Origin of the sequence: Tardiphaga sp. OK245 (assembly GCF_900108575.1) — a bacterium.
GTDB classification, from domain to species: domain Bacteria; phylum Pseudomonadota; class Alphaproteobacteria; order Rhizobiales; family Xanthobacteraceae; genus Tardiphaga; species Tardiphaga robiniae.
In genome coordinates this window covers 46,504-60,091 of sequence record NZ_FNWZ01000004.1, presented here as the reverse complement: position 1 = coordinate 60,091, position 13,588 = coordinate 46,504, and the positions used below count along the sequence as shown (strand labels likewise).

The following is a 13,588-nucleotide window of genomic DNA, read 5'->3' as shown; positions in this document are numbered from 1 at the left end:
TGGGGAATTCCAAAAACCGGGACGATCATGGGTTGATCGCTCTGCACAATGCCGCCATCCGGAGAACGTTGTGCTTCCGGTATTGCCGCCGCAGATTGCTCGCTCAGGCCTGCTCCTGGCCCCAGCGCTGAACGGTAATCCGCGTCAACGTCCGGAAGATCACGCCTTCAACAATGAGGCCGATCAGGATGACCGTGAGCAGTCCCGCGAACACGCTGGCCGTCTCCAACTGTGCACGGCTGGTGTAGATGAACCAGCCGAGACCGCCGGAGCGCGCGCTGACGCCGAATACCAGTTCGGCCGCGATCAAGGTTCGCCATGCGAAGGCCCAGCCGATCCGTAGGCCCGACAGGATTTGCGGAAACGCTGCAGGCACCAGGATCTCCACCACGAACCGGCCGCCGGACAGGCCGAGATTGCGGCCAGCCATCCGCAGCGTCGGCGGCACGGCGAGAAAGCCGCCATAGCAGGCCAGCGCCACCGGCCACAGCACCGAATGGACGATAACGAAGATCAGGCTCGGCGTGCCGATGCCGAACCACAGCAGCGCAACCGGCAGCAGCGCGATGGCGGGAAGCGGATTGAACATGGATGTCAGCAGCCCGAGCGCTTCGTTGCCCCAACGTGACAGCGCGGCGAGGGTGGTGAGGATCGCGGCGACGGCGACGCCCAGCGCATAGCCGGTGATCAGGACGCGCAGCGACGTCAGGGTGCGGTCCGGCAGTTCACCGGAGACGATAGCCGCCCACAGCGCCGACAAAGTCGCGCCCATGGTCGGCAGCAGCAGCGCGTTGTCGAGCCAGCGCGCATAAAGCTCCCAGATCAGCGCAAAGCCCGCGAGGATCACGGCACGGCGCCACGGCGTACCATCGAACACGCGCCGCAAAGCGGGCGCGCGCACCAGTTTCGGCGCAGCGATATCAAACATATTCGGTTTCCGGATCGGCGAACACGCTCTGCTGGATCTGTCGTTCCAGCTCGGCGAAGCGCGCGGTGCCGCGGATGCGGGTGTCGGGTGGCACGTCGAATGCCGCGGCCAGCCGGCCGGGATGCGGCGTCAGTGCGAGGATGCGGGTGCCGACGCGGATCGCCTCGTCGATGCCATGGGTGACGAATAGCGCCGTGCTCCCGGTCTCCTCGCACAGCTTGAGCAGTTCGTCCTGCATCTGTCGACGCGTCAGCGCATCCAGTGCAGCGAACGGTTCGTCCATCAGCAGCAGCGTCGGCTCGAGCGCGAAGGCACGGGCGATGGCGACGCGCTGCTTCATGCCGCCGGACAGCGTATGCGGATAGGCATCGACGAAATTCTTCAGCCCGACGCGGCTGAGCCAATGACGCGCGACATCCTCCGCCTGCCGGCGCGGCAGCGACTTGCCGCGCTCCAGCGCGTAACGGACATTGCCCAGCACCGTGCGCCACGGCAGCAACTGGTCGAACTCCTGAAACACCGTCATACGATCGGGGCCAGGCGCATCGATGCGCCGCCCGTGTAGCCGGATCTCGCCGGTGCTGGGCTTCAGGAAACCGCCCACCGTACGCAGCAGCGTGGACTTGCCGCAGCCCGACGGGCCGAGCAGCACCAATCGCTCGCCGGCCGAGAGTGTGAAGCTGACATCCTCGACGGCCGTGAGGATGCCGTCGCGGGTGGGATAGCTGATGCTGACATGGTCGAGCGCCAGCAGCGGCGCCGTTACGGCGTCACCGACGAAGTCAGCCGATCGCGGTGTGACGTTCACGTCAGCTTCCCGGCTTTTCCCCGAGGCCGGACCAGAACAGATCCCGCCATGACGCCGGCGCTTGCTTGATGAGGCCGACCTTGGCTTCGAAGTCGGCGAATTTCTGCGCGCCCTCGGGAATTGTGGTGAAGTTGATGTTCTTGTCGCGAATGATGCTCTCGACGAAATCCGGCGCAAGCTTCGAGTTTTCCGCCTTGATGTAGAGAGCGGTGGCTTCTTTCGGATTGGCCTTGATCCAGTCATTGGCGCGGTCGAGCCCGCGCACGAAGGCCTGGATCGTCTTCGGATTGTCGTTGACGAATTTTGTGGTGGCATAGACCACGTTGAAAGTATGCGGGCCGCCGAGCACGTCGTAGCTGTTCAGCACCTGGTGCACCTTGCCGCTGGCGAGTTGCTGTTGCGAGAACGGCGGCGAGGTGAAGTGTGCCGTGATCTCGGAGCGACCCGACAGGATCTGCGCCGTTGCGTCCGGATGCGGCATGCTGACGGTGAGCTCGTCGAGCTTGTCGTATTTGCCGAACGCCTTGTCGGCCGCCATCTGCAGCACGATCGGCTGGAAACCGACCTTGACTGACGGCAGCGCGATGCGGTCCTTCTCGGTGAAGTCGGCCAGTGTCTTGACGTTCGGATTGTTGGTGGTGAGGATATTGGCCATCGATCCCAAGGCGGCGACACCGATGATCTTGGCGGTGGTTCGCGTCTTGTCCCAGGTCAGGATCATTGGCGTGATGCCGGCGGTCGCGAAATCGAGACCGCCGGAAATCAGTGCTTCGTTCATCGATGCGGCGCCCGAGAGCCGCAGCCATTCGATCTTCGGCGGCGTGATGCCAAGTGCCTTGGCCTCGTCCTCGATCAAACCTCGTTCGCTCGCGACGATGAGCGGGAGATAGGCGATCCCGAATTGCTGCGCGATACGGAGTTGGGCCGTCTCGGCGCGAACGCCTTGCATAGTCGCCGCGACAAAGCCCAATGCGAGCGCGCCGACGTGCAGAAATTTTGCTGTCTTCATGGTGTGTTTCTTCAATGCCGGCTCGTGCGAGCCAAGTGTCGCGGTTTCAACAATTCGCAATTACACTTCAGGAAATCAGCAAAATGGTCCAGCGTGCAGATGCGATGGCACCATGTTCGGAAGAAGCCTGCTGGCACGACGGTGAATGTAGGAGAGTTTTTCTCGGAATTGCTTGTCCGAGAGAACGTCGTTGACCTGTCGGTCAGCAGTTTCAGGGCAGGGTTGCTGATTGGGGGGCTCTCCCAAGCGAGACGTCTGGAAATTTCAGCACCCACGCGCTGCCTCCGGATGCCGATCGACTTCCTGACGGCATCCCTGAATGGTCGCAGCGCTCAATCAAACAGTCACGCTTTCGCCATGCGCGTCATTGCTGCTGCGACTTCCAGTCGCGCTTGATCTTCTTGGCGAGCGACCATTTGTGGACTTCGGTCGGGCCGTCATAGATGCGGAACGCGCGGATTTCCCGGAAGGCCTGTTCGACGATGGTTTCGCCTGACACACCGGTGCCGCCCATCACTTGCACGCAACGGTCGGCGATCCGCATCAGCGCTTCCGATACGGCGACCTTGGCCATCGAGCTTTCGGCCGTGCCGAGCGAGCCGGTGTCGAGCACGTCGGCGCACCAGTCGATCATCAATTCCGACTGTTTGATGTCGATCAGGTTTTCCGCCAGCATGAAGCCGACGCCTTCATGATCGATCAGGGCCTTTCCGAATGCATGGCGGCGACAGGCATAGTCGGTTGCGATCTCGTTGGCGCGGATCGCAAGACCCAGCCAACGCATGCAATGCGACAGGCGCGCGGGGCTAAGGCGGATTTGCGCGTATTTGAAACCGTCGCCTGACGCGCCAAGCATCTGGTCTGCAGGCACACGCAGGTTATCGATCTCGATCTCCGCATGGCCGCCGGGCATCGAATTGTCGATCGTATCCAGCACACGCAGGGTGCGGATCGCAGGATCGGGCAGGTCGACGAGAAACATGCAGGCGCCATCCTCGGACTTCGCCATGACGATCCCGACCTTGGCGCCTTCCGCGCCGGTGATGAACTTCTTCCGCCCGTTGATGACCCAGTGATTGCCATCGAGTTTGCAGGTGGTCTGCATCATCGACGGATCGGAGCCAGCGCCGCCTTCGTCTGCCGGCTCGGTCATGAAGAATGCCGAACGTGCTTTGCCCGACACCAGCGGTTCCAGAAAACGCGTCTTCTGTTCGGCTGTGCCGACCTTGCCGAGCAGGTACATATTGCCCTCATCGGGCGCCATCGTGTTGCAGGCAAGCGGACCCAGCGGCGAAAGACCGGATTTGATCAGGGCCTTTGCCGTTTCGCGCTGCGTCAGATGCGACCCATCCGCAAGAATGTGCGGGGTCAAAACGCCGGCCTTGCGGGCCTTGTCGCGCAGCTCTTGCACCAGTTCGTCGCTCGGGCCGTGAGCACCTGTCCGCGGATCTTTCTCATAGGGGATGACTTCGGCGCGAATGAAGGTCTCGATCCTGGCGGCAATGGCGTCGGCGCGATCAGTCATGGAAGCAGATACTCCGGTCGCCCCCTTGGGCGAAGTCCTGGGGCAGGATTGAGGCAGGCGGGGCCGATCACGGTACGGGTGGTGGCCGGCGACGAGGTGAGGGATAGCATTAACACGACCAGTATGCCTGATCGTATCGAACTCGGCTACGAGGCATCGATCACCCTGAAGAGGGTCGTGGCGTCACTGACCCTCGCATAGCGTGCTGATTGGCCGAATCTTGATCGGCTGGTCTTGACCGGTGGAAAACCGCTATTTCGGCGCGGGTTCGGCGGCATCGAGATTGATGCTCGGGAAACGCCGCTTCAGGTCCCGCTTCAGCGATCTGAAATGCTCGATATTGTTTTCGAGCGTCCGCAGCCGTGCTTCGCCGATGCGAATCTCGTCATCCGATTTCTGCAGGAGTTCCGCCCGTGGGTCCGACTGGCTGTTGACGTCCTCGATCTCGTTACCGCCGACAATTGCGGCGATGGAGATGACGTCTTCCAGCCGACGCTTCAGGCCGTCATGCTCGTATTCTGCGCTGCGCAGGCCGGAGTCGATGGTCGCCGCAATGGCAAGAACCAGCCGTTCATCGGTGATGCGATCGCGTTCCGGGGAGCGCGTCCGGAATGTCTCGGACGAGGAGCGAAAGATGCGCTTCAGCATGGCGGCATTTCCCTCTGGCTCAGGTGAGACCCTTGATCTTCTTACACGATGTTGCAGAGCCTGACGACATCTGCACAATGCCCGATGTCGATTTCGTTAGCACGAGCTCCTTGGCGGAGATGAAGCGTAGCGTGGCTCTGGGGTTGGCGTCGCAGAATCGCGACAGCGTCGCCGCGGTGGCGGCCACCGTGTCCTGTTTCGGAATCACCGCGATGCCCCCATCCTTCAGGATGTAGACATCTTTGACGTTCGGCATCGTCGCCGTCGCGGTGCAGACCTTGAACAGGCCTTCATAGGCCTGTGGCGGCATGGTGAGATCGCCTGCAAGGCCGCCGAGCAGATATTCCCGGCTCTTGTTGCAATTGTCGGCATGCGCGGTGCTTGCGGTGAGCACGAGCAATGTGACGATGGCAGCGAGCTGTTTCATGCCGATGCCCTCAGCTCCGATCCCGTCTGCAAGGCATCCTCCGACGGTGATGGCCGTTTCAAACCATAGGTTTCTGCGGCGCAGCGTTCCCACGACAGATCACGCGCATGTGCGGCGGCGCCAGCGCCGAGGCGCGCCCGCAGCTCATCGTCCTCGGCCAATTGCCGGATCACATGGGTGATCATGTCGACGCGGGGAGCGACCAGAAGGCCAGACTGGCCGGCGAGCACCGCATCGGGCACACCTCCGATATTGCTTGCGACGCTCGGCAGACCCGTGGCACCGGCCTCGAGATAGACGAGACCGAAGCCTTCGACGCGGCCGGATGAATCCGGCACACCGGTCAGGCAAAAGAAGTCCGCCGCACCGTAGATGTCGCGAATTTCCTCATTCGATAGCGCGCCGAGCAGCCTGACGTCGCAGTCGGACGCCGCGATCATGCCGCGAAGCTCATCGACATAGTCAGCCTCTCCCTGCGGACCGATGACCAGCCAGGTGACGCGCTGACGTAATTCGTCAGGAAGCTGCGCGAGTGCGGCGAGTGTGAGGTGGTGTCCCTTGCGCCGCGTGAGCCGCGCCACAGTGACCATGACGATCCGGTCGGGCGCAATGTCATAGATCGCACGCGTGGCAGCGCGGTCGCTACGCCGGCCCGACCAGAAATCGGAGACGCCAAGGCGAATGGCATGGATGCGGCGTTCGTCGATCGTGAATCTTTTGCGAAACAGCTCGCGTGTGAAGTTGCTATTGGCAGCGACCTCGGTGCGCGGCCCGAACACGCCACTGAAGCGGATCGCCAGTCGCTTCAGTGGCGTCTGAGTCTCATTGATCTCTGTACCGTGCACGGTCATCAGCATTCGGGCCGGCGTGCGGCCGCGCGCGAGTGCGACCGGAATGAAGAAGGGCCAGTCGGCGGCATGCACCACATCGAACGGGGCCGTACCGATCCGGCTGCGCGCCAGCATGATCTTGGCAGGCAGATCACGCGCCGAATGCAATCCGCCGCTGAAGCGGTGGATTGCGAAGGGCATGGCGCGATCGTCGGCTGACATATCCTGTGCGTAATCGGGAGCGACCAGCGTCACCCGCGCGCCGAGCTGCGTTGCGGCCAATGCGATCTCATGGGCGTAGGTGCCTATCCCGCCGCGTGCGGGAGCATATTCGCTCGATAGCAACAGGATATTCACAAATAACCTCAGTGTGCCGCGGAGGGCGTCATCGTCATGTTGCGCGCATTCTGGATGTCCTGGTGATAGGTAAAGACGCGCGCCAGCTGTGTTGCTGGTGTGAAATTATCGATCGCGCTGGCAACCTGCACCGGGTTGATTTCGCCTGTGCCGATCGCATTGCGGGTATCGAGGAAACGTTGGGCTAGGTTCTCGATCATCTCGTCGCGGGATGAGCTGCGGGAAATGAGATAGCCGCTCTCGCCATCATGAATTACTGACTCCAGTTGCGGCAGGTGCACGGCGACGACCGGGCGGCCGACCGCAAGCGTCTCGAGCACGCAGCGCGGCATGCCCTCGAACTCGGACGTCAGGATGCCTGCATGGGCATTGGCCAATGTTGCGGCCATGCCGACAGCGTCCTTGAAGCCGTGCCGGATCGTGATGTCTTCGATCGCGGCGAATTCGGCAAAGCGATGCGGATCGCTGGTCCCGATATAATGGAATTCGAGATGGCCATGCAGCCGCTCGCGCAGGCGGGCGATGGTGCTGAACATCAACGGCGGATCCTTGAACTCGTCAAGGCGTCCCGCGAAGATGATTCGGAACGGCTCGGTCATCGCCGGAAATGGTTGTGGCTTGAAGATGTCGGTGTTGACCCAGGTCCACAGCGTATCGATCTTGCCGCTCTGGCCGGGATAGGTCTTTTGCAGCCGTTCGGTGATGAACGGATTCACGCACAGAAATTTTGCGCTGGTCGTGACCGCGAAGCGCTCGCCTGCATTGTGCACGAACGAATATTTGCGCAGCAGCGAGTCCATCTGCAACTTCGGCGCGCCCTCGCCATGCAGCATCTGGATGAACGGACGGCGCAGCAGCGTCGGCAGCCAGGAGAATTCGACACGGCGGAGATCGATGGTGCAGTCGCGCTCGCGGATCAGCCGCGACACCGGGCCGAAGTGGCGGAGCAGTGCCATGAAGAACTGCCCGGTCAGCGACGAGCGGATGGTGCGCGCGGCCTCGCGGGCCTGCTGGTCGGAATAGTGCAGAATGGGGAGGAAGTCGAAGTCGCGTCCGCGGAAGGTCAGGCGTCGCACTTCGCCGAGCTTGAGGTCGCCGATCGAATCCACGCCAACGAACAGGATGTCCGTGTCTGTGGGATGGAACGTGATGAAGTCGCGGATATAGGTCTCCAGCCCGCCAACCTTCTGGCCGCGCGGATCGAACGGGTGGATGAGGCAGATCTGATAGCGGCGCTTGGCCGGGGCGGAATTTCGGGCGCGAAGCCCCAGAGTGAGTGTCGAGGTCATGCGGCTTTCCTCATGCGGGCATTCAGGATTTGTGGAAGCGTGCCGGCAATCAAACGTGGCACGGCGGCCGCGCAGCGAGCGTAACGAGGCGCAAGGCGGCGTGGATCTTTCAACATGCGCCAGACCCATTCGAGGCCGGCGCGCTGGGTGAACATCGGTGCGCGAACCTGTGTGCCCGCGATAAAATCGAGCGCCGCGCCGATGCACAGGCAGGCAGTGCCGTCGAGCTCATCGATACAACGCGAGGCGAACAATTCCTGTCGCGGTGCGCCGAGCGCGAGGAAGCACAACTTTGCACCGGATGCACGGATCTGTGCAATCGCTGCATCGGCCTCGGTCGAGTAAGCATCGAAACCACGACCAGGCGCGAAAGTGCCAGCGATCTGCAAGCCCTCATATCTCCTGCGCAATTCGGTCGCGGTCTTTTCGAGCGTCGGCGTATCCGAGCCGAACAGAAAGATCGGAAGGCCTCTCTTGCCGGCGGCTTCGCACAAGGGAGCCACGAGATCGGCGCCGGTTGTTCGCGTAATTGGTGTGCCCAAAAGATGGCTTAGGACCACAATCGGAAAACCATCAGCGGTTACAAAGCGTGCGCGACGATAGGCGGCGCGAAAATCAGGCTTTTGTTGCAGTTGGACAACATGATCGAGGTTGAGCGTACATACACTGAAGTTCTCGCCATGTTCGACGGCATCGACGATCGACGAAACGGCTTCATTGAGTGATGAAATATTGACGGTGACACCATCAACGGTGAGATTTCGGGCGTGTGGCGCCTGCGTCTGCAACATGTCGTTCCCCTGATGACGATGTGGCCGAGTTACGCTTGAACGAAGTGCACACTTGCTTGCTATCGATGCAGCGAAGAAAAGTGAGTCGAAAATCATCCCCTCGACGTGATGGACATCAAAACGAACTATTGCGACGCAACGATGGCGATGCTGTCGCGCAATATGGAAAAGATAGCAGTCACGATTTTGAATCGATGGAGAGTGGATATGTTCGAATGTTCAAGGAGAAAGTCGCTCGCAGTCATCGCCGGTGCGACAGTCGCTATGCAACAACATGCACTCGGCGCGACTCAAATGCAGAGCCTTGGTACAATTGCGGCAAAAAATGGTTTGATGTTTGGCGCGGCTGCAGGGCCGGTGATCGACAAGGATGTTGGATATCGTGAGCTTTACACAACACAGACGAAAATTATAACGACGGATATCGCTCTGAAAATGGGCACGCTTGCGCCGATGGCGGGTCCGAAGCGATTCGAGAGCGCCGATCGATTGCACCAATTTTGTGCGAGCAATCGCATTCCCATGCGCGGTCATTGTCTGATCTGGAACGAATGGGTGCCGCAATGGATCAAGTCGATGAGCAATCCCGAACGGCAGGCCTTCTTCGATAGTTATATTGATGAGGTGGTCGGTCGTTATGCGGGCCAGTTGCAGTCATGGGACATCGTCAACGAGCCGTTCTGGCCCGGCCATAAGGCCCCTGGCGGCTATCGTCTCGGACCGTGGTACGATGCGTTTGGAACCGATTATATCAAGCGTGCCTTCACGCGCGCCGGTGCGGTGGATAAGAAGACCAAGTTTGTGCTCAATGAGGCACAGGCGGAACGCGATGACGATGTCGGTCTCGCGGTGCGCGCGGGATTGTTGCGTCTGGTCGATGAATTGCAGCATGCCGGCGTCCGGCTCGATGTCGTCGGCCTGCAGGGCCACTTGCAGCCGCGCTATCCGCATGATCCCCAGCGGTTTCTGGAATTCGTCCACGCGCTCGCCGAACGCAAGGTCGACATTTATATCACCGAGTTCGATGTTCGTGACGACACGTTCCCGGATGATGTGGCCACGCGCGACAAGATGATCGCGGAGACCGGCGGGAAATTCCTCGAAACGGTGCTGCAAGTTCCGGCGGTCAAGGCCGTGATCGCGTGGCAGCTGTCCGATCACTATTCATTCTATACGGACGCCGCGAGAAAGAAGAATCCTCTCGCAGAACGACTGCCACGGCCGCTGCCGTTCGATGAGAACATGCAGAAAAAGCCGCTGTGGTACGCAATGGCCCGAGCGCTGGAGACCGCCAAACGGTCGTGACGATTTCACAACATTAGAGCTCCGAGAGTTGCGGCTGCCGGCGCAGCATCCGAAGCAACGTCGGCCCGTAAAGGATGGCAAGGACCAACACGTAGATCGCCGCGCCTGCGGCGACATGTGCTGCCAGCAGGACATGGTTGGGCGCTTCGGGCAGTTGCGTCAGCAGTGCCGCCATGGCCCCGGTTGCGAGGACGATGCGGGCGAGATGCGCCCAGGGCAGGGTCAGGCCGAATTTCGAAAAACCGATGATGAAACTGACCAGCGCTGCGGCAATGGCGGACAGCACTGTCGCGCCGGCCGCACCGACGAGTCCCCAATAGTGGATACAGATGAAGCTCGCCACGATCGTCACCAGCGCGTCGATGCTGGAGACCACGATCATCAGTTGTGTCTTGCTGTGCAGGAGAAACACCTGATCGCCGAAATGGGCACGGATGTTGCGGATCGAACCGGCCAGGGCCGAGAGAGGCAGAATTGCCAGCGTCACCTGTTGAAACGGCGTAGCGATCAGCAGGTGCACGATCTCGGCCCGTAGCAGGAAGATGCCCGCAATGCTTGGCGCGAGAATGCCGATGAGCAGTGCACTGTTGTCGGCGAGCTGGCGCATCGCAGCCTTGCTGCCGCCTTGCTCCATGCTCTTGACCGCCAGCGGAAACGCCGCGGCCGTCACCAGCATCGCAGCCACTGCCGCGGCGCGCTGGCCCAGACCATAACCAACGGCAAAGAGACCGGCGGCGGCGACGCCGAGCATGTCGTTGACGATGAAGCGCGAGGCATTGAGACCGACCCAGCCCAGCGCACCGCCGATGATCAGCGGAATGCCGTAGCTCACCGCATGGCGAATGATCTCGCGGTCGATCGGCCACAGGCGGTGGCTGTAGCCGATGTGGGGCAGGACGACCAAAGCGGCAAAGAGCTGCGCGGCGGCATAGCCCAGCAGCGGCCATTCCGGCGATGGGCCGATCAGCTTGATGAGTATCAGGCCAAGAATGAAGCCGATCGACGGCCCGACGATCTGCTGGATCGAATAGACGCCGATCTGGTGCCGGACCCGGGCGCGTTCAGCGATATAGAGATTGAGCGAGCGGCTGATGACATAAGCGACGGTAGCGCCGAGCAGCGCCGGGTTGGTGTCAGTCGCAATCACCGTATAGAGCACACCGATCACGGCGGCGCTCTGCAGCACCAGCGAAACAAGAATGACGACATTCTCGGTGCGATAGAAGCGTTCGGCCTGTTCGCCATCCTGATAGCGACCGAAGAAGCGCAGCGCATATTGCGACCACCAGGCCAGGAATGCGATCTGCAGCAGTTCGTGCGTCGCCGTGATCAGCGTGATCACACCCAGCGTATGCTCGTTGACCACATGGGTCCACACGATCATCGCGACCAGCTGGAACATTGGTCCGACGATCTGAGCGGGAAGATAAAGGATCGTGCGCTTCAGCAGCATGGTCAGGCTCCGAGCCAGCGGGCCGCGCGCGGGGGCGCCCATCGTTGCACGGCGAGCAGTGCGATAAGGCTCAGGGCGACAGTGATCGCATACATCAGAAATGTCCCCGCAACCGGGCCGAACTGGCGCAGTCCGCCATGATCGCGCAAGGCCATGACAATGAAAATATGCCAGAGATAGATGAAGTAGCTGCCGGATCCGAGCATGGCCAGGATCGGCGCGCGGACGCCGAGTGCGAGCAACAGGACGCAGAGCGCCGCCGCATAGCCGAAGAACGCCATCGAATCATAATCGGCGGCGTCGCCGATCTTGAGCAGTCTCGCTGCCACATAGATCACATAGGCCAGCAGTGCCGCCGCGGTCAGCGTCAGGCGCATCCGTGGAAGGGCCAGCCGCGCCGTCGATCCGGCGACCAGCATTCCCAGCGCCACGAAGCTGAACCAGAACGGGATATCACGCATGCGCACTTCCTCGATCAGCCCTTCGGACAGCCCGCGCTGTATCAGCAGGGGATCGACATAGCTGCCGATAATCAGTCCGAAGACGAGGGCGAGCATCAGGACGAGGCGCAGTCGCTCATTGGCTTGGGTCGGCACACGATGGGCAAACCATAGGGTGAGCCAGAGCATGAGCGTACAGCCGAGATAAACGAAGACATAATAATACACGAACACGTAAGCGAGCACGAAGCGGGCAGCCGTTGTCGTTGGGCGGTGATCCATCGCCGGGTTCTGCAGCGCCATGTAGAGATAGGCCGCAGCGAAAGCGATCGCATAGGGGATCAATGCGGCCATGACGCGCTTGCCGAGTGGAACGCGGCCCGACAGCGCGGTCAGATAGCCGGATGCGAACAGGAAGATCGGCACACAGGGGCGCAGAGCCGCATCGAGCATGGTCTTCCACGAAGCATCGAGCGGTTGCTGCAGCGAATGGATGCCGATCACCATCAGAATGGCGAGGCCGCGCATGCTGTCGATGGCCACATCCCGGCTGGCTGTCCTCGTTTGAGCCAGCGGCCGCGCCGCCCCGGACATTGTCTGCGTTGCATCCACCATCAGGTCACGTCTGCCTTGGCACCGTCGCCGCGGCAATTCGCGTGCTGAAATGGCGATCATAAGCCTCATTGAGAGCGCGTCGCATGGGCGTCTCGAAATAGCGCAGGGACAGAATACTGGCGGCCGCAAGAACGGCGATGGCCAGCGGCACCAGGGCGAGCTTGCCGCCGGGAATGACGGGGGCAAGGAAGCGTGCCGCCAGCGTGAGGACGACGGTCGCGACCGGAATATGCAGCATGTAGGAGGAATAGGTCAGCGACGACCAGCGCTCAAAGCCAAGGCGCGAGAACAGGGTGGTCTGGCCGGAGAGGTCGTGATTAATGGCGAGCACCGCGATGAGATAGATTACTGCCAGTGCTGCCATGATCGGAAGCTGCGCGCCGAAGATCAGGAACAGGACGAGGGCCGTGGTCAGCAGGCCCGGTATCGCTGGAAGCCGGGCAATCCGGTCGCGAAACAGCCAGCAGGCAATGCCGAGATTGAAGGCAGGCAAGGCGCGAAAGGCGCCCCCCTTGTTGATCCAGTCAGGCCAGGGCTCGGTGCCCATGGCAATGGCATAGATGCTGTTGGCCAGCAGCGGCAGCACGACCAGTGCGATGATCACCGTCCTGTTCCGCGCGATCGTCAGCACCATCAGCGGAAACAGCACGTAGCAGAAGAACTCGGCCGACAGCGACCAGCTCGGAAAATTGAAGGTCAGCCGGTCGCCATCGATGGCGTGCAGCAGCAGGAACTGCGCCGGCAGGTCCGAGAACGGATAACGTGCCGGGTTGTCGGTCTTGGCGATGCCCGCATGAAGCGCCAGTGCGATCACGATATAGAAAGCCAGCGTTGCCAGATGCAGTGGATAGATCCGCGCGAGGCGCCGCCACAGGAAGCGACCGACCGCGGCGGGTGAGCCGACTTTCGCCAGATACTGGCTGGCAATGACGAAGCCGGAGATAACGAAGAACAGATCGACGAACAGATTGAAGTGCCAGGTGTGGTCCACCATGAAGCGACCGATTGGTAGTTCCTTGATGTAATCCGAATAATGCAGGATCACGACGGCGCTGGCCGCAACGATGCGCAGCCCGTCCAGATGTCGTGTGCTGGTGTCGATATCCTGCAAGAAGCAATATCCCCTGTTGAACGGACCAAGCGTGGCCCCGATCCGGCATGGA

13 protein-coding genes are annotated in these 13,588 nt (G+C 61.3%); 1 reads left to right on the top strand and 12 read right to left on the bottom strand.

All coding sequences use genetic code 11. The annotated features are described in order from the left end of the window. Positions 1–103: 103 nt before the first annotated feature. The 9 genes from BLW80_RS18860 to BLW80_RS18820 all read right to left on the bottom strand — a co-directional run bounded on the left by BLW80_RS18860 (position 104) and on the right by BLW80_RS18820 (position 8,612). Positions 104–928: an ABC transporter permease gene (locus BLW80_RS18860; protein WP_093759193.1), complete on the bottom strand. Its 825-nt coding sequence runs from the start codon at positions 926–928 to the stop codon at positions 104–106. After that, positions 921–1,736 (bottom strand): ABC transporter ATP-binding protein, encoded by an 816-nt coding sequence (locus tag BLW80_RS18855; RefSeq protein ID WP_093759192.1) that lies wholly within the window; start codon positions 1,734–1,736, stop codon positions 921–923. Before BLW80_RS18855 ends, BLW80_RS18860 begins: the two co-directional genes overlap by 8 nt. A gap of 1 nt (position 1,737) precedes the next feature. After that, positions 1,738–2,745, bottom strand: coding sequence for an ABC transporter substrate-binding protein (locus BLW80_RS18850; RefSeq protein ID WP_244528339.1), 1,008 nt, complete (start codon positions 2,743–2,745; stop codon positions 1,738–1,740). Positions 2,746–3,109: 364 nt separating this feature from the next. Then, positions 3,110–4,270 carry an acyl-CoA dehydrogenase family protein gene (locus BLW80_RS18845; protein WP_093759191.1) on the bottom strand — a complete coding sequence of 387 codons (1,161 nt, stop codon included), beginning with the start codon at positions 4,268–4,270 and terminating at the stop codon, positions 3,110–3,112. Between the two features lie 252 nt (positions 4,271–4,522). Then, complete coding sequence (locus BLW80_RS18840) at positions 4,523–4,918, bottom strand: hypothetical protein (RefSeq protein WP_093759190.1); 396 nt, start codon at positions 4,916–4,918, stop codon at positions 4,523–4,525. A gap of 19 nt (positions 4,919–4,937) precedes the next feature. Then, positions 4,938–5,345, bottom strand: a complete 408-nt coding sequence (locus BLW80_RS18835; protein ID WP_170849731.1) for a hypothetical protein — start codon at positions 5,343–5,345, stop codon at positions 4,938–4,940. Further along, on the bottom strand, positions 5,342–6,532 hold the full coding sequence (locus BLW80_RS18830) for a glycosyltransferase family 4 protein (RefSeq protein WP_093759189.1): 1,191 nt from the start codon (positions 6,530–6,532) through the stop codon (positions 5,342–5,344). Before BLW80_RS18830 ends, BLW80_RS18835 begins: the two co-directional genes overlap by 4 nt. A gap of 8 nt (positions 6,533–6,540) precedes the next feature. Continuing rightward, a complete protein-coding gene (locus BLW80_RS18825; protein ID WP_093759188.1) occupies positions 6,541–7,821 on the bottom strand; it encodes a glycosyltransferase in 1,281 nt (426 codons plus the stop codon). Continuing rightward, positions 7,818–8,612 carry a WecB/TagA/CpsF family glycosyltransferase gene (locus tag BLW80_RS18820; RefSeq protein WP_093759187.1) on the bottom strand — a complete coding sequence of 265 codons (795 nt, stop codon included), beginning with the start codon at positions 8,610–8,612 and terminating at the stop codon, positions 7,818–7,820. The genes BLW80_RS18825 and BLW80_RS18820 overlap by 4 nt, the downstream gene beginning before the upstream one ends. 108 nt (positions 8,613–8,720) lie before the next feature. Between BLW80_RS18820 and BLW80_RS18815 the strand changes: the two genes are divergently transcribed. Further along, positions 8,721–9,917 carry an endo-1,4-beta-xylanase gene (locus BLW80_RS18815; RefSeq protein ID WP_244528398.1) on the top strand — a complete coding sequence of 399 codons (1,197 nt, stop codon included), beginning with the start codon at positions 8,721–8,723 and terminating at the stop codon, positions 9,915–9,917. A gap of 13 nt (positions 9,918–9,930) precedes the next feature. Here BLW80_RS18815 and BLW80_RS18810 read toward each other — a convergent pair whose 3' ends face one another. From BLW80_RS18810 to BLW80_RS18800, 3 genes are all read right to left on the bottom strand, one after another. Then, positions 9,931–11,370 (bottom strand): oligosaccharide flippase family protein, encoded by a 1,440-nt coding sequence (locus BLW80_RS18810; protein ID WP_093759934.1) that lies wholly within the window; start codon positions 11,368–11,370, stop codon positions 9,931–9,933. 2 nt (positions 11,371–11,372) lie between these two features. Beyond that, positions 11,373–12,353 (bottom strand): acyltransferase family protein, encoded by a 981-nt coding sequence (locus BLW80_RS18805; protein WP_244528338.1) that lies wholly within the window; start codon positions 12,351–12,353, stop codon positions 11,373–11,375. Between the two features lie 76 nt (positions 12,354–12,429). Beyond that, the gene (locus BLW80_RS18800; protein ID WP_170849730.1) at positions 12,430–13,536 is read right to left on the bottom strand and encodes an acyltransferase family protein; all 1,107 of its coding nucleotides are present in this window, start codon (positions 13,534–13,536) and stop codon (positions 12,430–12,432) included. Positions 13,537–13,588: the final 52 nt, after the last annotated feature.